Annotated in this window: 19 protein-coding genes; 16 read left to right on the plus strand and 3 right to left on the minus strand. The window is 65.9% G+C overall.

The features are described from left to right. Nucleotides 1–63 precede the first annotated feature (63 nt). The 5 genes from KG088_RS07900 to KG088_RS07920 all read left to right on the plus strand — a co-directional run bounded on the left by KG088_RS07900 (nucleotide 64) and on the right by KG088_RS07920 (nucleotide 3055). Nucleotides 64–204 (plus strand): hypothetical protein, encoded by a 141-nt coding sequence (locus KG088_RS07900; protein ID WP_213824970.1) that lies wholly within the window; start codon nucleotides 64–66, stop codon nucleotides 202–204. Between the two features lie 289 nt (nucleotides 205–493). Then, complete coding sequence (locus KG088_RS07905; RefSeq protein WP_213824971.1) at nucleotides 494–730, plus strand: SDR family NAD(P)-dependent oxidoreductase; 237 nt, start codon at nucleotides 494–496, stop codon at nucleotides 728–730. A gap of 15 nt (nucleotides 731–745) precedes the next feature. Then, nucleotides 746–919 (plus strand): SDR family oxidoreductase, encoded by a 174-nt coding sequence (locus KG088_RS07910; RefSeq protein ID WP_213824972.1) that lies wholly within the window; start codon nucleotides 746–748, stop codon nucleotides 917–919. Between the two features lie 456 nt (nucleotides 920–1375). Further along, nucleotides 1376–2107, plus strand: a complete 732-nt coding sequence (locus tag KG088_RS07915; RefSeq protein WP_213824973.1) for a haloacid dehalogenase type II — start codon at nucleotides 1376–1378, stop codon at nucleotides 2105–2107. After that, on the plus strand, nucleotides 2108–3055 hold the full coding sequence (locus KG088_RS07920; RefSeq protein WP_213824974.1) for a D-2-hydroxyacid dehydrogenase family protein: 948 nt from the start codon (nucleotides 2108–2110) through the stop codon (nucleotides 3053–3055). A gap of 6 nt (nucleotides 3056–3061) precedes the next feature. On the opposite strand, the gene KG088_RS07925 is transcribed toward KG088_RS07920, so the two are convergent. From KG088_RS07925 to KG088_RS07935, 3 genes are all read right to left on the minus strand, one after another. Then, on the minus strand, nucleotides 3062–4384 hold the full coding sequence (locus KG088_RS07925; RefSeq protein WP_213824975.1) for a DUF2252 domain-containing protein: 1323 nt from the start codon (nucleotides 4382–4384) through the stop codon (nucleotides 3062–3064). 55 nt (nucleotides 4385–4439) lie between these two features. Next, complete coding sequence (locus tag KG088_RS07930) at nucleotides 4440–5054, minus strand: flavin reductase family protein (protein WP_213824976.1); 615 nt, start codon at nucleotides 5052–5054, stop codon at nucleotides 4440–4442. A gap of 78 nt (nucleotides 5055–5132) precedes the next feature. After that, nucleotides 5133–5585: a hypothetical protein gene (locus KG088_RS07935; protein ID WP_213824977.1), complete on the minus strand. Its 453-nt coding sequence runs from the start codon at nucleotides 5583–5585 to the stop codon at nucleotides 5133–5135. Between the two features lie 395 nt (nucleotides 5586–5980). On the opposite strand from KG088_RS07935, the gene KG088_RS07940 reads away from it, so the two are divergent. The 11 genes from KG088_RS07940 (at nucleotide 5981) to KG088_RS19940 (ending at nucleotide 21456) form a co-directional block, all read left to right on the plus strand. Continuing rightward, nucleotides 5981–7144, plus strand: coding sequence for a zinc-dependent alcohol dehydrogenase (locus tag KG088_RS07940; protein ID WP_213824978.1), 1164 nt, complete (start codon nucleotides 5981–5983; stop codon nucleotides 7142–7144). Between the two features lie 196 nt (nucleotides 7145–7340). After that, nucleotides 7341–7484 carry a hypothetical protein gene (locus KG088_RS07945; protein ID WP_213824979.1) on the plus strand — a complete coding sequence of 48 codons (144 nt, stop codon included), beginning with the start codon at nucleotides 7341–7343 and terminating at the stop codon, nucleotides 7482–7484. Then, nucleotides 7481–8437, plus strand: coding sequence for a DMT family transporter (locus tag KG088_RS07950; protein ID WP_213824980.1), 957 nt, complete (start codon nucleotides 7481–7483; stop codon nucleotides 8435–8437). Before KG088_RS07945 ends, KG088_RS07950 begins: the two co-directional genes overlap by 4 nt. A gap of 431 nt (nucleotides 8438–8868) precedes the next feature. After that, a complete protein-coding gene (locus KG088_RS20030; protein WP_406565598.1) occupies nucleotides 8869–9324 on the plus strand; it encodes a winged helix-turn-helix domain-containing protein in 456 nt (151 codons plus the stop codon). Continuing rightward, nucleotides 9207–9848: a hypothetical protein gene (locus KG088_RS07960; protein ID WP_213824982.1), complete on the plus strand. Its 642-nt coding sequence runs from the start codon at nucleotides 9207–9209 to the stop codon at nucleotides 9846–9848. Before KG088_RS20030 ends, KG088_RS07960 begins: the two co-directional genes overlap by 118 nt. A 186-nt stretch (nucleotides 9849–10034) precedes the next feature. Continuing rightward, a complete protein-coding gene (locus tag KG088_RS07965) occupies nucleotides 10035–10871 on the plus strand; it encodes a class I SAM-dependent methyltransferase (RefSeq protein WP_213824983.1) in 837 nt (278 codons plus the stop codon). A gap of 234 nt (nucleotides 10872–11105) precedes the next feature. After that, on the plus strand, nucleotides 11106–14723 hold the full coding sequence (gene recC, locus KG088_RS07970) for an exodeoxyribonuclease V subunit gamma (protein WP_213824984.1): 3618 nt from the start codon (nucleotides 11106–11108) through the stop codon (nucleotides 14721–14723). After that, nucleotides 14720–18523: an exodeoxyribonuclease V subunit beta gene (recB, locus tag KG088_RS07975; RefSeq protein ID WP_213824985.1), complete on the plus strand. Its 3804-nt coding sequence runs from the start codon at nucleotides 14720–14722 to the stop codon at nucleotides 18521–18523. Before recC ends, recB begins: the two co-directional genes overlap by 4 nt. After that, nucleotides 18520–20769: an exodeoxyribonuclease V subunit alpha gene (gene recD, locus KG088_RS07980; RefSeq protein WP_213824986.1), complete on the plus strand. Its 2250-nt coding sequence runs from the start codon at nucleotides 18520–18522 to the stop codon at nucleotides 20767–20769. Before recB ends, recD begins: the two co-directional genes overlap by 4 nt. A 67-nt stretch (nucleotides 20770–20836) precedes the next feature. Next, nucleotides 20837–21109 carry a hypothetical protein gene (locus KG088_RS07985; RefSeq protein ID WP_213824987.1) on the plus strand — a complete coding sequence of 91 codons (273 nt, stop codon included), beginning with the start codon at nucleotides 20837–20839 and terminating at the stop codon, nucleotides 21107–21109. Between the two features lie 131 nt (nucleotides 21110–21240). Further along, nucleotides 21241–21456 (plus strand): hypothetical protein, encoded by a 216-nt coding sequence (locus tag KG088_RS19940; RefSeq protein WP_213824988.1) that lies wholly within the window; start codon nucleotides 21241–21243, stop codon nucleotides 21454–21456. The last annotated feature ends 87 nt before the right edge of the window (nucleotides 21457–21543 follow it).

A 21543-nucleotide genomic window follows, 5' to 3' on the forward strand; every position in this document is an offset into this window, starting at 1 on the left:
TTTGACAACTAGTGACTATATTGGATTATAGTCACTTCGACAGTTCTATTCCCGGAGGCTCTCATGCACGCCCGCCCCCGCTCTCTCGCCTTTTTGTTGAGTGTCAGCGTCTTGACGGGCTGCGCGGTCGGCCCGGACTACAGACCACCCGAGACCGCCTTGTCGGCTCGCTTCCTCGGTCAGGAGGATATCGAGCAGCGGTAGGTTCAGGGTAAGGCGAACCTCCACGCCTGGTGGGTCGCCTTCGACGATCCCTTGCTGACGCGCTTCGTCCTCCTCGCCCTCGAGCAGAATCTGGATATCGCGCAAGCGGCGGCACGTGTCGCCCTATCGCGTGCCTCATTGCGCCAGGCCGATGCAGCGCTGCTTCCATCGGCCAGCGTGAGCGCTCACGGTGCAGAAGTATACCAGTCGGTCGAGACCCCGCTGGGGCAGGTGCTTGCTGCCACGCCCGACTTCGACCGTAGTGGCAGCGCCTACGAGGCCAACCTCGATGCGGGCTGGGAAATCGACATGTTCGGTGGCCTGCGGCGAGGATGGGAAGGTCCTGCTGGTGGCCAGCCTGCTGGCCTACCAAGGTATAGAGAACTTCGCCGTCTATGCCGCCGCCAAGGCCTATGTATTGCGTCTGGGCGAAGCGCTTCATCGCGAACTCAAGCGCGATGGCATCACGGTGACAACACTCTGCCCGGGCAGGTCGAACACAGGATTCGCCGCCGCGGCGCAATAGAAGATCACGCCCGCGTTGAATCAGTTGATGATGCAGCCAGCACCCGTGGTGCGCACCGGTATCCACGCCTTGCAGGCCGGGCGCATCAGCGTCGTGACGGGTTGGGCGAACAAGGCCCTCGTGATCCTCACGTGGGCGACGCCATGCTGGCTGCACCAGGCGTTCTTGTCGCGCGTGATGAACGGATGAGCCACCGCGACTGATCGAGCGCTGCAGCTATCGAGAGCGGACTAGCGGTCGCGACCAACGCGAGTACAACGTGCCTGGTTTTGATCAGGTTTCGTAGAAGGTGGGGGCTGGCGGTGGTGCTATGGCATAGCCCTGTGGTACCGCTACATGGCACCAGGGCTGCCCCTCTTCATGCGTTCTCAGGGTGATGGCCAAGCGCTTCGCGGCGCATTAAGGCCTAGTCAATAAGCGCCTCAATGGAAAGCCCGAGCGCAACTCCCGTCTCGATCAACGTGTATTCCACCTTGGGATGAAGGCCAAGCGCATCTTAGGCTACTGTATGGTATTGCTATTCGTGTCCATCCCGTTCCACATCGTCGGGCTGACGTTCTTCTCTTGACCTTGGCAAGTCATAACATTGTTACGTCGTACCCCCGGTAAGCCCCAGTGGGTAAGCCACTGCATGGAGAGCCCCTGATGTCCTCAATTCCCTCAGCCCTGGCCGATGTCAGGGCACTGACCTTCGATGTCTTCGGCACCGTGGTCGATTGGCGCAGCAGCGTGATCCACGAGGGCGAGACGCTCGGCCGTCGCTACCAGTTGGAGGTGGACTGGGCCGCCTTCGCGGATGCCTGGCGAGGCGGCTACGCGCCGGCCATGGACCGGGTTCGCCGGGGTGAGCTGCCCTGGACCCGCCTGGACCAGCTGCATCGCATGACCTTGGACCGGCTGCTCGACGACTACGGCATCGCCGAGCAACTCGATGAGGCCGACAAGGAACACTTCAATCGCGTCTGGCATCGCCTTGCGCCCTGGCCGGACTCGGTGGCCGGCATGCAGCGCCTGCGCCAGCGTTTCATCCTGGCGTCGCTCTCCAACGGCAACATGTCGCTGCTGGTCAACATGGCCAAGCACGCCGACCTGCCCTGGGACTGCGTGCTCTCGGCGGAACTTGCTGGCCACTACAAGCGCGACCCCGAGGTCTATCGCATGGCCGCGAACCTGCTCGATCTCGAGCCGGCGCAGGTGATGATGGTCGCCGCCCATCAGGACGATCTTCAGGCGGCCCATCGCGAGGGCTTTCGCACCGCCTTCGTGATGCGCCCGCTCGAACACGGCCCGGACGCCGATCCGGACCTGAGCGCCGATCCCTGTTTCGACCTGGTCGCCAGCGACTTTCACCACCTGGCCGACCAGCTGGAGTGCTGAATGCAGATCGTGATCCCCGACGACTATCAGAACGCTGTCCTTACCCTGGCGGCCTTTGCCAAGCTCGAGGGCCATGAGGTCAGGGTCTTTCATGACACCGTCAGCGACCTCGACACCCTGGCCGAGCGCTTCGCCGGTGCCGAGGCCCTGGTGCTGATCCGCGAACGCACCTCGATTAGCGAGGATCTGCTCGCCCGTCTCCCCGAGCTTAAGGTCATCAGCCAGACCGGCGGGGGCATCGCCCACATCGACCAGGCAGCCTGCCAACGCCACGGCGTCACCGTGCTGGGCGGCACCGGCTCGCCCCATGCGGCGGCCGAGCTTACCTGGGGACTGGTGCTGGCTGCCATGCGCCACATCCCCGAAGAGGTCGCCAACCTCAAGGCCGGCCGCTGGCAGCGTACCCTGGGTACCGGCCTGAAGGGACGCACCCTGGGCATCTTCGGTTACGGCAAGATCGGGCGTCTGGTGGCCGGCTACGGCCAGGCCTTCGGCATGCAGGTGCTGGTGTGGGGCCGCGACAGCACTCGTCAGCGAGCCGCCGAGGCCAGCCTGGAAGTCGCCGAGAGCCAGCAGGCGCTGTTCGAGCGCGCCGATGTACTGAGCCTGCATCTTCGCCTCAACGACGAGACGCTGGGTATCGTCACCGCCCGGCATCTCGCCGCCATGAAGCCCACTGCCCTGCTGGTCAATACCAGTCGCGCGCCCTTGATTGCCGCCGGCGCTCTGGAAATGGCGCTGCGCCACGGCCGGCCCGGCCAGGCGGCGGTGGACGTCTTCGAGCAGGAACCGGTGATCACCCATCCCCTGCTCGAGCTGCCCAACCTGCTGGCCACCCCGCATCTGGGGTATGTCGAGAAGGACAGCTACGAGCTCTACTTCGGCGACGCCTTCGACAACCTGCTGGCGTTCGACGCGGGACGGCCGGTCACCAACCTCGCCGGGTGAGCCCTGTCATGAGGCCGGGGCTTTCTCCTCCAGGGACTCGACGAAGGTGCGATAGTCCTGGCTCACGCAGTCAGCGTAACTGACGGCCAGCAGGGTCACTATCTCGACGAAGTGATCGAGTCGGCCGTCGACCCGTTCGCAGATGCTTCTGGCGAAGCGGGCCGGGTCGTCCGGGTGCAAGGCCCGCGCGCCGCGCAGATGCTCACGCGCCAGTATCCGTCCCCACTGCTTGACCAGCTTGCGATAAGGCTTGGCACCGTCCAGCTTGTGGGTCGGAAAATCCTCCTTGAAGGGCGAACGCTCACGCACCGAGAAGACCCTCTTGTCCAGGTGTAGCCAGCCCAGGTAGGAATCGGGATGTTCGGCGATAGCACAGAACGCCGCGGCATGCCGGATCCCCTCATGAGGAAAGGTAGCGCGCCAGGCGCGTTTCTCGGTGGCGTTCATCAATCGCCAGCCTTCCGGCGGCGTCTGCTGCTTGACGTCGAGGATCACATCGTCGTGCTCATGGTCTCGCCCACCCTCGATCAACACGTAAAAACGCTCGACGCCCAGCGACCCGGTCCCGGCATCCAGGCGGCGCGCCATATCCTTGACGCGGAAATGGGCGTCATCGGTCGTGGTTTGGGCATTTGCCAGCGTTTGACGATACTCCTCCTCGATGGCCTTGCGCAGCTGGCTGGCCAGATGGGCGGGCAGCCGGGCGAGCTTTCCCGGCCGCTCGGCAAAACTGCGCCCCTCGTCGGTCATTTGTGTCCACTTTTCGAGCATCTTGGCGCGGCTTTGCTTTTGGCTGACCTTTTCGAGAAACGGCGCGAGGGTTCCCTTGGCGGTCTCGAGGGTGACCGCCCCCGGCACTTCACCGCGTATGTGGCCCGCCAGCTCGTCGTGATAGCTCTCGACCAGCGCCTTTAGCGCCTTGCGCGTCCCCTTGCGAGAGAGCTCGACGTTCTCGCGAGCGTCCAGCACGAGGCTGATGGCCAGGCGCCAAAGGTCGTACTGATAGTCGCCGATCAGAGCATCGTCGAAGTCGTCCATGCCGTAGCGTACGGCATCATCGTGATGCCCGTAGGCCCCGAAGTTGTAGGCGTGGGCGTCGCCCTGCAGCCAGGTTTGAGTCTCCGGCAGGCCACCGAACAGCGCAAAACGCCAGTCGTGCCAGACATCGTCCCAGTAAAGGTGATTGGTGCCGCGAAAGAACCGGTAGGGGGACTCCGCAAGCTTGGCGTACTTGGCCTGGCGATCGTCGTCACCGAGGGCCGTGTTGGCCGTGGCGATAGCGTCGAGCACCTTCTGCGGGCGGTTGTGCAGCGTCAACGGACGTGGCATGAAGGGGATTCCTTGTCACGGAGATAGCAGAATAATAGAACGGATCAGCCCGGAATCAGGTCGGACGCTCCAGCGCAAAGAGATCGGTCGTGCGTGCGTAGTCGCTGCCGGCCATGCGCCCGATGGGGCGCAAGGCCTCCAGGTCGACATGACGCCCGTTCCAGACCGCCTCATCGACATGAATCGACACCACCTCGGCAAGCACCAGATTGCCGGCCAGCGGCTGGTCGCCGAAGCGGATGATCTCGCGCAGCCGGCACCCGAAGGCCACCGGTGCAGCGGCCACCCGCGGCACCGAGATACCCGGCATCGCTGCCTTCTCCAGCCCCGCCAGCGTGAACTCATCTTCGCCGTGGGGCAGGCTCGTGCTGGTGGTATTGAGCGCCTCGACCAATGCCTCGCCGCCGATATGCACCACGCACTCCGGCACCGCCTCAAGGTTGCGGATCGTGTCCTTGGGCTGGCCTTCGCCACCCAGTAGCGGCGAGAAGCCCAGCACCGGCGGGGCCACGCTGACGACATTGAAGAACGAGAACGGCGCCAGGTTGGCGTTGCCGTTGGCGTCCTGGGTCGAGACCCAGGCGATCGGGCGGGGACAGATCGACCCCGAGAAAAGGCGGTAGATCTTGCCGGGGCTCAGCCCGTGTTCCTCCAGCAGGTAGTCGCTCATGATGTGGGCTCGTTTCATGGATCGAGTCCAAGAGTGTCCCTCCGCCGGGCTTGTTTGTCCAAGTGGCCGCGAGGAGCCTTATTCAAAGCTGGTGCATACGGGCGCCTGCTCATCTGGATCATGGCTCACCTCGAGACTCACCGGTTCACTGATGTCCGTGAGGGCAACGCGCCACTGGTGGTCGACGTTCACCGGATCGCAGCTGCCCTCACTGCCGCCGCCGAAATTGGAGTCAATCCAGTAGTGAACGTCGTAGAGATTGCCCTCCTCGAGCGCGCCAGAAAAAGTGAAGGAGAAAGCCGGTTCCTGGTCCGGCGACACGCTGCCGGAATCGGTGGCCACGACCTCCCCGGCCGCCACGTCGTATAGCGCCACGTGAATAGCCTGCTCGCCATGCGGCAAGTTAAAGGTGCCGTCGCCGACAAAGGTGAGATCATGGCCATCGCTGGCAAAGGTAGGGGCTGCCGCGAGCAATAGCACGACGGCCAGCTGGCATGCGGCTTCCTTGCTGAGGGGATTCGCGCGCGTCATAACATACCTCCCGTTGGCTCTTCCGTGTACGTTCGGGCCATATCGCAGCCTCCTTCCCAGCATAGTTCATGGTGCGACATCCACGTGACCCCGAGTGAGCCACTGGATGCTTCGATACTTCGCCAATTCAATCACGACTCATTATTGAAAATAATAGCTTGCGATGTAACGATTTCGCGCTTGATACGGCGCGCGACAAACGGCGACGACCGCGCCGCGGCCCGCTTGACAGGCTGGTGGACACTTCCTAGCTTGAGGGGACCCTCCGTAAGCCCCGGCATTTCATTCAATCTTCTAAGTTTAAAGAATGTTTCTGCTGCGTTCAGGAGCCTTGGCGTCTGGCGACAGCCGGCTGTGGCCTGTAGACACGGAGTCCCTAGCGACAAGGAGTCACCATGAAAGCATTGACCTGGCACGGCACCCATGACGTTCGCGTCGACAACGTCGATGACCCCAAGATCCAGGAGCCGCGCGACGCGGTCATCAAGGTCACCGCGACCGCGATCTGTGGTTCCGACCTGCACCTTTACAATGGCCTGATGGCGGGCATGAAGGAAGGCGACATCATCGGTCACGAGTTCATGGGCGAGGTCGTCGAGACCGGCTCAGCAGTGAGCAACCTGAAAAAGGGCGATCGCGTGGTGGTGCCCTTCACCATCGCCTGCGGCAGCTGCTTCTTCTGCAACAAGCATCTCTACTCGCTGTGCGACGAGTCCAACCCCAACGCAGACATGGCCGCCGGTGCCATGGGTCACTCACCGTCGGCGCTGTTCGGGTATTCGCACATGCTGGGCGGTATTCCCGGCGGCCAGGCCGAATACGTGCGCGTGCCCTATGCGGACGTCGGCCCGATCAAGGTCGAATCCGATCTGCGCGACGACCAGTTGCTGTTCCTGTCGGATATCTATCCGACCGGCTACATGGCTGTGGACAACTGCGACATGGAAGCCGGCGATACCGTGGCCATCTGGGGTTGCGGCCCAATCGGCCAGTTCGCCATCCGCAGCGCCTGGATGCGCGGCGCGGGCCGGGTGATCGCCATCGACCGGGTACCCGAGCGGCTCAAGCTCGCCAACGAAAAGGGCGGCGCCGAAGTCATCGACTTCGAGAGCGACGACGTTTACACCAAGCTGCTCGAGATGACCGGCGGGCGCGGACCGGACTGCGCGATCGACTGCGTCGGTGCCGAGGCCCACGGCCAGGGTGATCCCGAAGCCGAGCGCCGCAGCGCGGATTCCACCGAGGAGAACCATCCGACGGCGATCAACGAGATGATCATGTCGGTGCGCAAGGGCGGCCGTCTGTCGCTGCCCGGGGTGTATACCGACAAGGTCGATGGCTTCGCGCTCCACGCGCTGATGAACAAGTCCTTGTCGGTCAAGAGCGGGCAGACCCATATGCAGCAGTACCTCAAGCCGCTGCTCAATACGGTGGAACAGGGCCTGATCGATCCCTCGTTCATCATCACGCACCGTTACCCGTTGACACAGGCGCCCGAGGCCTATGCCCAGTTCAACGCCAAGCAGGACGGGTGCATCAAGGTGGTGATGACGCCGTAACGTGCGGCTTTCGCCGCTGGGCCGATAGCACCATCTGAAGGTCATTAGAGCGAAACCCTCAATGCCTTGGCGATCGGGAAGTCGATCCTCGGAGACATGGCGGCATGGCATCGGCGAGGCCGTGAGGGAGGCTTGACGCTACGGTAAGGGTAGGTAGATTGGGCTACCTACCCTTGCGATAGACTGAGGCGCCAGCATGACCTCATCACCCACCCAGGCGCCCGAGAGCACTCGTGACCGTCTCCACCATGCGGCTTCCACGCTGTTCTACAGCCACGGCATCACCGCAACGGGTGTCGATACCACCGTGAGGCGGGCAGCCCCGCTGGATATGTCATGAACCGGACGGCCAATGAAAGTCTGCTGGGCATAGCGACCGTGCTCATTGCCGCCATCCTCTGGGGGACCACCGGTACTGCGGCGACTTTCGCGCCCGACGTCAGCGCCGTGGCGATCGGTGCCGTGGCCATGGGCGGCGGTGGACTGATGCAGGCCCTGCTCGCCGCGAGGCGAATCCACCGCCATGCCAGCCTGCTGCGAGCCCAATGGCGATGCCTATTGCTGGGGGCTGTCGCCGTGGCGATCTATCCGCTGGCGTTCTATGCCTCCATGCGCCTGGCCGGCGTGACCATCGGCACGGCGGTCTCCATCGGTTCGGCACCGCTGCTCTCGGCACTGATCGAGTATCGCCTGGATGGGCTACGACTCACCAAGCGCTGGATGAGCGGTGCGGGGCTCGGGCTAGCGGGCATGGTGATGCTTTGCCTGGCCGAAAGAAGTGGCCATGTGCCAACGGGGACCGATTCAGGCGTTATTCCTGGGGTACTGCTGGGATTACTGGCCGGTTTCAGCTATGCCCTGTATTCGTGGACGGCACGTCGCCTGATGCAGCGTGGCATTACCTCTCGGGCTGCCATGGGCGCCACCTTCGGTATTGGCGGTTTGATGCTGATGCCAGTGCTGTTCCTCACGGGGGCACCGCTGCTCGCCTCCTGGGGGAATGCTTCGGTAGGGCTGTACATGGCGTTGGTGCCGATGCTGCTGGGATATCTCTGCTTTGGGCACGGCCTGGCCCGGGTTCCTGCCAGTACCGCCACGACTATCACCCTCTTCGAACCCGTGGTCGCTGCCGGCCTGGCGGTCGTTATCGTCGGCGAACGCCTGCCGGCAATGGGGTGGGTTGGCATCGCGCTGATACTGGCTTGCCTGGTGTGTATCAGTGCGCCCGTTAATATGACCCAACGACGGGCGCTCTGCTCGACAACCCATGCCGGCGTAGCGTCTGATCCATAGGCAGCTTACACAGAGGCGGGTGTTTTGACGCCCGCCTTTGCCTTGGAACGACCGCAACGGGAGACCGCGATGCCTCGTGTGGGCAGACTATACTAAATCCAGTGTCGGAGAGACGATACGCCATGCGGAGAGGCAGCATGATCGTCGAACATCTGCTGAGTCTGCCAGGCGTCGACTCGACAAGTGACGCTTTACGTGGCGCTGCACGCATCCGCAATTGGCAGCCGATGCCATCCCGCTGGACCGACACCCCCTCCAACATAAAGGGCATATGCGACGCTTCACCTCTCGGGGCTCCATAACGTTAAAACAGGGTGTTCCGTGAACGCCTGGGACGATGCAACGCCATGAGTCTCCGGTTTGATGACTTCGAACTCGATACGGCGCACTACGAACTGCGTCGACGTGGCGAGTTGCGTCGTGTGGAGCCAATGGTGTTCGATCTACTGGTGCATTTCGCCCACCATCCGGATCGGGTCTTCAGTCGCGACGAACTGATCGATGCCGTGTGGGCGGGGCGGGTCGTCTCCGATGCCACGGTCGCCTCCTGCATCAAGCAGGCACGTCGCGCGCTGGGCGACAGCGCGACAACCAGGCCCACATCAAGACGGTGCGTGGCCGCGGCTTCCGCTTTACCGCGAACGTCACCGAATCCGACGATGCCTCGCCGAGACGGTCTGCGACCCCCGCTTCCCAGATCGCCGCTTCTCCGCCCGCCGGCAGTGACGACCCCTCTCTGCTCATTCTTCCGCTGCGTGCGCTTGCCGACATGCCCGAGCTTGTTCGGTTCGCCGATGCGCTCACCGGCGAGCTGGGCTCCATCCTCACGCGTATACCACTGCTGCGCCTGGGCGCCCGGAGCGGACATTACCTCGACCGTCCGGTAACGCCGACCGCTCGCGAGATTCACGAGGCGCTCGGGGTCGACTACGTACTGGAAGGTAGCGTGCAGGCCCGGCCCGACGAGGACGCGGAGCGTGTGCGCGTCACCGTGCGTCTTCTGCGCAATGCCATTGAGCTCAGCCCGGCCAACGCCCAGGCCTGGGCGGCACTGGGCTCGGGGTATCTGGCCGGCAACCGCCCGGACGAAGCGATCGTTCATCTACGCCACGGTATTCGCCTCAGCCCGCTCGATAGCCGCCTGGCCATCTGGGGCGCGGTGCTCGCCATGGCTCACCTGCTCCTCGGCGACCGCGTCGCCGCCCGCGAGCAGGCCGAACTGGCCTGCCAGCGCGGCGATCGCTGCTACATGCCGCGCATCGTGCTGGCCGCCATCCACCGGCTCGACGGCAGGCATGATCTCGCGCGCCAGGCGCTGAGCGATGCCTATCGCATCAAACCCGACCTGTCGACCGAGCAGGTGGTCGCGCTGGTCGGGCAGAAGCATGGCGCACGGCTGATGGCGTTGTAGATATAGTCGCCGCCATGTTTCTCGCCACGCTCTTGTCACCCCATCCCCCCAAAATCCCCCGCAAATTCCCACGCGGCCCGCAAGCCGGGCGCGGTGGCGTTGCTTAGGCTGAGACTACCGTTCGGGCAGCGCCCCCAAGGCAGTCTTCCGACGGCACCTTCACAAGCCAACCCAAGGAGTTCTGCCATGACCCTGACATCCTCACTCAAATCGCAGGTCGCCGCTCCCGACTACACGGCGATCAAGGCCAAGCAACAAGTGGTTTGGAGCGCCGGTGACTATGCGCGCATCGGCGTCACCCTGCAGATCGTCGGTGAACAGCTCTGCGAAGCCATGGACCTGCGCGCCGGCCAGTCAGTGCTCGATGTTGCCGGCGGCAACGGCAACGCCTCGCTGGCCGCGGCCCGGCGTTTCTGCAAGGTCGTCTCCACCGACTACGTCGAGGCACTGCTGGCCAAGTCCGCCAGGCGTGCCGAAGCGGAAGGGCTGGCGATCGACTACCAGACGGCGGATGCCGAGAATCTGCCGTTCGCCGACGCCACCTTCGACAATGTGATCTCCACCTACGGGGTGATGTTCACGCCCAACCAGGGCCAAGCCGCCGCGGAACTTCACCGCGTATGCAAGCCCGGCGGCAAGATCGGGCTGGCCAACTGGACCCCGACGGGCTTCATCGGCCAACTGTTCAAGACCGTCGGCCGCTACGTGGCGCCGCCGGCGGGCGTGAACTCACCGGCCGCCTGGGGCACACAAGACTTTCTTGATGCACAGTTCGGTCCGCACGTGCAGGCGATCGAGGTCCAGCCGCGGCATTTCACCTTCCGCTACCAGTCACCGCAACATTGGCTGGACGTCTTCAGCACCTACTACGGGCCGACGCTGAAGGCCCTGGAAGCGCTGGATGCCGAGGCCGGCCAGGCGCTGCGCGCGGACATCCTTGCCCTGATCGACGCGCACAACCGCGCCACGGACGGCACCATGGTAGTGCCCTCGGAGTACCTGGAAATCGTGATTACCAGTTAGTCGGGCGATGGGTCGACTAACGATCGCCCATGACCACCGCCGGGAGCTTCGCCATCATGGCCTCCCGGCTTTCTGCTTGGGCGGTATGACCGTCAGCCGGACAATGGAAAAGTGCATCTCAACAAGACAGGCGCCCTGCCCGCGATTCATATGTGGGGCGATTTGCGGCACCATATGGTCCTCTCGATTGGTCCTGTCGATCAAGCCCGCTTATCTGCCGCGAAGGAAGATGCCATGAATGCCGCCCAGGCCTCCGCCCTCCCCCCCGGCTTCATGGTGGTCCACGGCAATCGCCTGGAAGACCTGCGTGGCCTGGCAGTGGAGTGGATGAAGCGGCATCCGCTCGCACCGCTGGAGAACGAGGTCATCCTGGTGCAGAGCAACGGCATCAGCCAGTGGATGAAGCTGGCGCTGGCGGCCGACGAACGCGACGACGGCACCGGCGGCTCGGGCATCGCCGCGGCACTCAACATCACCCTGCCGGCGCGCTTCCTGTGGCAGGCCTACCGCGCGGTGCTCACCCACGTCGAAAACGACCCCGACGCCGTGCCGGCCACCTCGCCGTTCGACAAGTCGCGGCTGCTGTGGCGCCTGCTGCGCCTGCTGCCGGAGTTGATGGGACGTGACGAGTTCGTCCCACTCAAGCAGTTCCTAGAGGGCGACGACGACCTGCGCAAGCACCACCAGCTCGCCGAGCGGCTGGCCGACCTGTTCGACCAGTATCAGGTCTATCGCGCCGACTGGCTCGACGCCTGGGGCCGTGGCGAGGACGTGCTTATCGGCGCCCGCGGCGAGACCCACCCGATCGACGACGCCCAGCGCTGGCAGCCGGCCCTGTGGCGGGCGCTTATCGCAGACGTCGGTGACGACGGCGTCGATTCCAGCCGCGCCATGGTCCACCGGCGCTTTCTCGCCGCCGCCAACGCCCTGACGCCCGACGAATGCCCGCCCGGCCTGCCGCGCCGGGTGATGGTGTTCGGCATCTCGTCACTGCCCCAGCAGACCCTCGAGGCGCTGGCCGCCATCGCCCGTTGCAGCCAGGTGGTGCTGTGCGTGCACAACCCCTGCCAGCACTACTGGGCGGACATCATCGAGCACAAGGACCTGCTACGCGCCGAGCGCTACCGGCAATACCGCAAGACGGGCATGCCGGCGCGCCTCGACGTACTCGGCGATGGCGACGGCGAGGCCGGCCTGCACCTGCACGCCCAGCCGCTGCTCGCCGCCTGGGGCAAGCAGGGCCGCGACTACCTGCGCCTGCTCGACGAGCACGACGACGCCCAGCAGTACGAAGGGCTGTTCGCCGCCGACTCGCTGCGCATCGACCTCTTCGAGCCGTTCGTCGACAGCCGCGGCGAGCAGCGCCTGCTCAACCAGTTGCAGGACGATATCCGCGAGTTGCGCCCGCCCCACGAGACCCGCGCGACCTGGCCGGCGATGGACCCCCGCCACGACGACTCGATCGTCTTCCACATCGCCCACGGCCCCCAGCGCGAGATCGAGATCCTCCACGACCAGCTGCTCGCCGCCTTCAGCGCCGACCCCGAACTGCGACCTCGCGACATCATCGTGATGGTGCCGGACATTGACCGGTACGCGCCGCATATCCTCGCCGTCTTCGGTCAATATCAACGCAGTCACACCCCTCAGGGCCAGCACGAACGCGACGACCCGCGCTTCATCCCCTACACGCTTTCCGACCAGGGCAGCCGCCACCGCCTGCCGCTGTTGATCGCCCTGGAAACCCTGCTGCGCCTGCCGGAACTGCGCCTGTCGGTGAGCGAACTGCTCGATTTGATCGACGTGCCGGCGCTGCGCGAGCGCTTCGGCATCGACGCGGACGACCTGCCGACCCTGCGCCGCTGGATCGAGGGCGCCGGCATCCGCTGGGGCCTGCACGCCCGCCAACGGGCGAGCCTCGACCTGCCCGAGGGCATGGAGCAGAACACCTGGGCGTTCGGCCTGCGCCGGCTGCTGCTCGGCTACACCGTGGGCGAGGCCGCCGCCGGCCCCTGGCAGAGCATCGAACCGTTCGACGACATCGGCGGCCTGGAAGCGCAGCTCGCCGGGCCGCTCGCCGGCCTGCTGGAAACCCTCGAGCGCCAGTGGCACGCGCTGCGCGAGCCCACCGACGTCAACGGCTGGGTGCAGCGCCTGCGCCAACTGCTCGAGGAAAGCTTCAGCGGCGACGACGCCCAGGACAGCCTGATGCTGGCCCAGCTCGAACAGGCCCTGCAGGACTGGCAGGAGAGCGCCGAGGAAGCCGGGTTGACCCGCGAACTGCCGCTGTCGGTGGTCCGCGAGCACTGGCTTGCGCAGATCGACGAGCACAGCCTGTCGCAGCGCTTCATGGCCGGCGCGGTCAACTTCGCCACGCTGATGCCGATGCGCGCGATCCCCTTCAAGCGCGTCTGCCTGCTGGGCATGAACGACGGCGACTACCCGCGCAGCCATCCGCCGATGGATTTCGACCTGATGAACGGCGACTACCGCCCCGGCGACCGCTCGCGCCGCGAGGACGACCGCTACCTGTTTCTCGAAGCGCTGCTCTCGGCCCGCGACCAGTTCTACGTCAGTTGGGTGGGGCGCAGCATCGTCGACAACGTCGAGAAGCCACCCTCGGTACTGGTCGGCCAGCTACGCGACCACCTCAAGGCTGGCTGGCAGGCGCAGAACGACAGCGCCCTGCTCGACGCCTTGACCACCGTGCATCCGCTGCAACCGTTCAGTCGCGCCTACTTTCCCGACGGTCGCCAGCAAGCCGCGCGCACCATCGCCGACCAGCGACTGTTCACCTATGCCCACGAGTGGCACGAGGTGCATGGCGAATCGGCTCCCGTGGCCGCGACCGGCGACCTCGGCGAGTTCACCCAGGAAAACCCGCTCACACTGATCCAACTCGGCAACTTACTGCGCGACCCGGCCAAAGCCTTCTTCACGACCCGGCTCAAGGTGTTCCTCGACCGGGAAGACCTCACCAGCCTGGACCAGGAACCCTTCGCCCTCGACGGCCTGGGCAACTGGCAGCTGCAGGACATGCTGATCCAGGCGCAGCGCCGCGCCATCGATGACGGCGAGCCCCGCGAGCCGGCCATGCTCGCCACGCTGGACCGCCTTCAGGGCCAGGGCGTGCTGGCGCTGGGCGCGTTCGGCAGCCGCATGCGCGAGCAGCTCATCGAACCGATGGATGCGCTCTTCGAGGCCTACGAAGCAGCGCTTGAGGACTGGCCGCAGGCCGTCGACGAGCCGGAGCCGATCCGCCTGGACGTGGCGCCGGATCTACTGATCGAGGACTGGCTGGACGAGCTGCGCCGGGACGCCGACGGCAACCGCTGCCGGTTGCTGCTGTCCACCAGTAGCCTGATCAAGAAGCACCAGTACCACTGGCACCACCTGCTGCGGCCCTGGGTCGCGCATTTATCAGGCCACTTGAGTGGCGAGCCATTGACCACCCGGCTGCTCTCCAAGGCCGGCCACGTGACACTGCCGCCGCGGGACCCCGACGCGGCCCGTGCCCAACTGCATGAGCTGGCCGCCGCATGGCAGGCCGGCATGCGCGCCCCGCTACCGCTAGCCATCGGCACCGCATTCGTCTGGCTGAGCAAGCGGGGGCCCAACGACACCCCGGCCGACATCACCCCCGACCATGACGCCTGGCAGGCCGCGCGCAAGCACTACGAGGGCGACGACTTCAACCCCGGCGAGGTCAGCCGCAACCCCTACCTGGCCCACCGCTGGCCAAACTTCCACGCCCTCGTCGAGGCCAACCGCCACCAGCCCGACAGCTTCGCCGAGCTGGCCGAGCGACTGCTGAAACCCGTACATGACGCGGTCAAGGGAGGCGGAAAATGAACGCTGTCACCCAGCTCAACCCTCTTGAGTTGCCGCTGCATGGCAGCCGGTTGATCGAGGCAAGCGCCGGCACCGGCAAGACCTTCACCATCGCCCTGCTCTACGTGCGCCTGGTGCTCGGCGCCCGCTCGGATAGCGACGAGGCCGCCTTCGAGCGTCCGCTGACGCCGCCGGAGATCCTGGTGGTGACCTTCACCAACGCCGCCACCCAGGAGCTGCGCGAGCGTATCCGCACGCGGCTGGTCGAGGCGGCTGGGGTTTTTCTGCAACCGGCGGAAGGCGCCGAGGGCGACTCGTTGCTGCTTCAACTACGCGACGACTACCCCGAGGCCAGCTGGCCGGCCTGCGCGCGGCGTCTGCAGCTCGCCGCCGAGTGGATGGACGAGGCCGCGGTGTCGACCATTCACAGCTGGTGCTATCGCATGCTGCGCGAACACGCCTTCGACAGCGGCAGCCTGTTCTCGCTGAACCTGGAGAACGACCAGACCGAACTGGAACTCGAGGTGGTGCGCGACTACTGGCGCAGCTTCTACTACCCGCTCGGCGACGACGCGCTGGCCGACGTGGTGCGCCACTGGGACTCGCCCGAAGCGCTGCACCAGGCGGTGCGCGACCTGATGCCCGAATGCGCGGCACTCGACAAGCACGCCCCGCCCCCCGGCGAGACCGTGGCCCGCGCCCAGCAGGAAACCGCCCGGCGCCTGGCCGAACTCAAGGCGCCCTGGGCGAAATGGGTGGACGAGTGCGAGGCGCTGTTCGAGGACGCCGCCAAGCAGAAGGCCTTCAAGGGCCAGAGCTTCAACGCCAAGAGCCGTGCCAACTGGCTGGGCGCGCTGCGCGAGTGGTGCCAGATCGATGCCACCTGGCCCGGCCTGACTCCCGCCGCCTGGAAGCGCCTGACGCCGCAGGGCATGGCCGAGATCTGGCTCAAGGGCGAGCCACCGGATCATCCGGCGCTGGCCGCGCTGGAACGCCTGCAGGACGAACTCCACGCCCTGCCCGACCCGCACGCCGACCTGCTCACCCACGCCGTGCACTGGTGTCGCGAGCGGCTCGACCGCGAGCAGGAACGCCGCGCCGAGATGGGCCCCAACGAGCTGTTGACCCAGCTCGACCGGGCACTTGCCGGCGCCAACTGCGAGGCGCTGGGCGCGCAGATCCGCCGCCAGTTCCCGGTGGCGTTGGTCGATGAATTCCAGGACACCGACCCGGTGCAGTACCGCATCTTCGACTGCGTCTACCGCATCCGTGAGAACCGCCGCGAGTGCGGGGTGTTTTTGATCGGCGATCCCAAGCAGGCGATCTACGCCTTCCGTGGCGCCGACATCTACACCTACCTGCGCGCGCGCCGCGACACCGAGGGCCGCCACGTCACCCTGGGCACCAACTTCCGCTCCAGCAGCGAGATGGTCGACGCGGTCAATCGCTGCTTCGCGCACGCCGAGGCGCACCCGCCCGGCGCCTTCCTGTTCAAGGAACCCGACGAGAGCAACCCCGTACCCTTCGTGGGTGTCGACGCCAAGGGCCGCAAGGACACGCTGATCGTGGACGGCCGGCCCCAGCCGGCCATGACGCTATGGCAGCTCGATGCCCCGGAAGGGTCGAAAGAGCAACCGCTGTCCAAGACCGCCTACCACGGCGTGATGGCCGAGCGCTGCGCCTCGTACATGGTCGAGCTGCTCGAACAGGGCCAACGCGGCCGAGCTGGATTCATCGCTGACGACGCGTTCAAGGCGCTCAAACCCTCCGACATGGCGGTGCTGGTCAACGGCCTGGGCGAAGCCAAGGCGATCCGCCAGGCGCTGGCGCGACGCGGGGTCAAGAGCGTCTACCTCTCCGACAAGGACAAGGTGTTCGCCTCGCCCATGGCCTCGCAGCTGGAAGCCTGGCTGCACGCCTGCGCCGAGCCCGACGACGCGCGCAAGCTGCACACCGCGCTGGCCATGCCCGCGCTGGGGCTGGATATCGCCACGCTCTCGGCCTTGAACGAAGATGAACTGGCCTGGGAAGGCCGGGTCATGCAGTTTCGCGACTACCATCGCCTGTGGCAGACCCAGGGCGTGCTGCCACTGGTGCGGCGACTGATCAACGACTTCGGCATCGCCACGCGGCTGCTCGAGGGCGGGCCGGCAAGCGAAGGCGAGCGCTGGCTCACCGACCTGCTGCACCTCGGCGAACTCCTGCAACACGCCAGCCAGGAGCTCGACGGCGAACACGCGCTGATCCGTTTTCTCGCCGAGTCCATCGCCCACCCCGAGGGCCAGGGCGATACCCATCGCCTGCGCCTGGAGAGCGACGCCGACCTGGTGCAGGTGATCACCATCCACAAGTCCAAGGGACTCGAGTACCCGCTGGTGTTCCTGCCGTTCATCTGCGGCCATCGCCCGACCAGGAAGGACGACTCACCGCTGCGCTGGCACGACGCCAAGGGTCGGCTGCGCATCAGCCTGAAGGCCGACGACGAGAGGCTGGCCATCGTCGATCGCGAACGCCTGGGCGAGGACCTGCGCAAGCTCTACGTCGCGCTGACCCGCGCCCGCCACGCTGCCTGGCTGGGCATGGCGTTGCTCAAGGGGCTGGAAGGCAGCGCCATCGGCCAACTGCTCAACGACGGCGCCGCCATCGATTCCGCCGACTTCGGCGAGGCCCTCGGCCGGCTCAAGGGGCACGGAGGCGACGCCTGCCCGAGCATCCATATCGAGCCCGCGCCGCCGGCCCATGCCAGGGTCGCTAACCTGGCCAGCGCCGAGCAGCCCCTCGGCGCGGCACGCACACCCAAGCGCCCCGCCCGCGAGCACTGGTGGATCGCCAGCTACTCGGCGCTGCGCGTCTCCGCCGACGGCGCGCCGCTGGACGCGCTCGAACCTCCCGCCCCCGTAAGCGCTGACACACCTGAGACGCCAGGCGACAGCCCGGCACTGCCCGAGCCGGCCACAGCGCGGGAGGCCACCGCGCTGGAAGTGATCGAAGAGCCCCGCGACAGCGGCAGCAGCGAACCCACCGCCAACCTGCATCGCTTCCCGCGCGGCCCCGGCCCCGGCACGTTTTTACATGGAATACTGGAATGGGCCGGCGAACAGGGCTTCGCCCGCGTGGCCGCCGACCCCGCCGCCCGGGAGGACGCCCTCGCGCGGCGCCTGAACCTGCGCGGCTGGTCGCACTGGCTGCCCACCCTGCACGAATGGTTCGGCTCACTGCTCAGCGCGCCTCTTCCACTACCCCAGCCGCTGCCCCAGTCCCTGCCAGAGACGGGCACGCCGTGCCGGCTGGCGTCGCTTGCCACCTATCAGGTCGAGATGGAGTTTTGGTTCGCTGCCAACCGCGTCGATACCCGTCGGCTGGACGCCCTCGTCAGCGCATACACGCTCCGCGGCGCGCACTTCAACACACCGCGCTCGCCGCTGGACGCCGACACGCTCAACGGCATGCTCAAGGGCTTCATCGATCTGGTGTTCGAGTGCGAGGGGCGCTATTACGTCGCCGACTGGAAGTCCAACCACCTGGGCCCGGACGACGCCGCCTACAGCCCGGAGGCGATGCGCCTGGCGGTGGCCGAGAAGCGCTACGACCTGCAGTTCGCGCTCTACCTGCTTGCCCTGCATCGGCTGCTCAAGTCGCGCCTGCCGGATTACGACTACGACCGCCATATCGGTGGCTCGCTGACCGTTTTTTTGAGGGGCGCGAATGCCGAGAGCCGCGGCGTGCATGCCGAGCGCCCGCCCCGCGAGCTGATCGAGGCGATGGACGCGCTGTTTCGCGGCGAGCCAGTCCCTGCTCACGCCCCGGAGGCCCTAGCATGAACGACACCAAGGACCTCTTCGACGACCTGCCCGAGCCTTTCGAATCCGGACCTTTGGAGCCCGGATCTTTGAAACCCGGACCGCCAGAAACCCACCCGGCGCTTGAGGACATCGACGCGCTGATCGCCCTGCTCGACCGCTGGGTGGCGCGTGGCTGGCTGCGCGCGCTGGACCGGGCGCTCGTGGTCTTCCTGCATCGCGAGATCAACGACGGCCCGCCGCTGTTGCTGCTTGCCGCTGCGCTTGCCAGCCACCAACTCGGTCGCGGCCATGTCAGTCTTGACCTGGCGCAGACGCTGGCCGCGCCCAACCTGGCGCTCTCGCTGCCGCCGGAAGGCGACGATCTCAGCGACCCGCCGCCGCTGCCCAGTCAGGTGCTGGAAGGGCTGGAACTTGAACGCTGGTGCGCAGCGCTCGACCACCCGCTGCTGGTCGCCGACGGCCACGATAATCAGCCCGGCAGCACGCCGCTGGTCAGGCTGACAGGCCCCGGTAGCGCCCGGCTCTACCTGCGCCGCTACTGGCAGTACGAGCAGGACATTCGCGTCCGCATCGCCGCCCGGCTGGATGACGTTTCCTCTGATAAGAACCCTGCCAGTAGGAACCCGGCGCTCCTGGCCGCCGCCCTGGACGCCCTCTTCCCCACCACCGTGGAGATCGACTGGCAGAAGGCTGCCTGCGCCCTGGCCGCCCGCTCGCCCTTCGCGGTGATCACCGGCGGCCCCGGCACCGGCAAGACCACCACCGTGGTCAAGCTGCTCGCCCTGCTGCAGTCGCAACAGCTCGCCCAGGCCGACCGAGCGCTGCGAATCCGCCTGGCCGCGCCCACCGGCAAGGCCGCCGCGCGGCTCAACGAATCGATCGCCGGGCAGGTGGCGGACCTGGCACTGGCCGCCCTGAGCGACGACCCCGAATCGCTGCGCAGCGTTATCCCCCAGGAAGTGACGACCCTGCACCGCCTGCTGGGTTCGCGGCCGGACACGCGTCACTTCCGCCACCACGCCGGCAACCCGCTGGCGCTCGACGTGCTGGTGATCGACGAAGCCTCGATGGTCGACATCGAGATGATGGCCGCCGTGCTCGGCGCCCTGCCTCCGCGGGCGCGGCTGATCCTGCTCGGCGACAAGGACCAGCTCGCCTCGGTGGAGGCCGGCGCCGTGCTCGGCGACCTGTGCCAGCGCGCCGAGGGCGGCCACTACCATCACGCGACCTGCCAATGGCTGGCTCAGGCGACCGGCACGGCGGTTCCCGAGCATTACCAGAACACGGAAGGCCAGCCGCTGGATCAAGCCATCGCCATGCTGCGCGTCAGCCACCGCTTCGATGCAAGCAGCGGCATCGGCCAGCTCGCGCAGGCGGTCAATCGCCCTTTGCGCCATGAGCACGACGGCCAGGCAAAGAAGCGCGCCATCCGTGAGGTATTCACAACGGGCTACACCGATATCGCCCGCCTGCCCCTGGCGGACGCCGACGACCCCGCCTTCGAACGGCTGGTGGTCGACGGCTACCCGGCCGGCTTCAAGCACCGCGGCATCGGCCGGCAGCATCGCGGCAACGACCTCGCCCCGGCCACCGGCTATCGCCACTATCTCGACGTGCTGCATCGCCAGAGGCCGGACCAACGCGCCCCGGGCGAGGCGTCGTTCGACCAAGTGAAAGCGCGCCATGACGACTGGGCGCTGGCCGTACTCGACGCGCATAACCGCTTCCAGTTGCTGTGCGCGCTGCGCAAGGGCCCGTGGGGGGTGGAAGGCCTGAGCCTGCGCATCGCCAAGGCGCTGCGGCGCGAGAGGCTGATCGCCGCCAACGACAGGGAACTCGAACGCGGCTGGTATCTCGGCCGCCCGGTGCTCGTCACCCGCAATGACTACGGCCTCGGTCTGATGAACGGCGACATCGGCATCACCCTCGCCCTACCGCACCCGGAAGACCCAAGCAGAAGCGTGCTGCGTGTCGCCTTTCCCACGGCGAACATCGACAAGCCCGTCAAGTGGGTACTGCCCAGCCGCCTGCAAGCGGTGGATACCGTGTTCGCCATGACCGTGCACAAGTCGCAAGGCTCGGAATTCACCCACACCGCGCTGGTGCTGCCCGAGGCGCCCAATCCGATCCTGACCCGGGAGCTTGTCTACACCGGCATCACCCGCGCCAAGCATTGGTTTACCCTGGTGGAAAGCGGGCGCGGGATATTGGATGAAGCGGTGACCAGGGAGGTCGTACGCGTGAGTGGGCTGGGGCTGTCATAAACTGGCCTCACACCCAATCGTTTATGTCGCTCGATCGTGCAGAAAGCGCTCGGACCCTGGAGGCACCATGCTATGGATAGTGGTGTTAATGAGCTTGTTGTTGGCGGTTTATGCCCATTACCGGCTGCCGCAGCACGCAGCGAAAAAAACCACGCTCTGGCCCACGCGTATCTTCCTTATTGTTCTCGGGCTGGGCGTCGGCTGGGCGCTCAGTGCTCGCTACTTCCCAATGACGGAGGGCAGCGACAAGCTGGCGATGTTCTTGCTCGGCTTTGGAATCGCGCATTTCCCATCGGCTTGCGTGCTCTTCCTCAAGTATTGGCGCGACAAAACGACATGACACTTTCCCTCAATGGGACAAGCCCCGATTGAGGTTCTTGTTGGCAGCGCATCAGCAAGGCGCTGCGGCTTGAGAGGCTAGTTGTCACCAACGACTGTGAATTCGAACGCGGCTGGTACCTCGGCCACCCGGTGCTCGTCACCCGCAACGACTATGGCTTCGGCCTGATGAACGGCGACATCGGCATCACCCTCGTCCTGCCACACCCGGAAGACCCGAGCAGAAGCGTGCTGCGCGTCGCCTTTCCCACGGCGTACGCCGACAAGCCCATCAAGTTGATACTGCCCAGCCGCCTGCAAGCGGTGGATACCGTCTTCGCCATGACGGTGCACAAGTCGCAAGGCTAGGAATTTACCCACACAGCGCTGTTGCTGCCCGACGGGACTAGTCCGATCTTGACGAGAGTATTAGTCTCCACAGTCGTTAACCGAGCC

It is taken from the genome of Halomonas jincaotanensis (assembly GCF_018448785.1).
Lineage (GTDB): Bacteria > Pseudomonadota > Gammaproteobacteria > Pseudomonadales > Halomonadaceae > Halomonas > Halomonas jincaotanensis.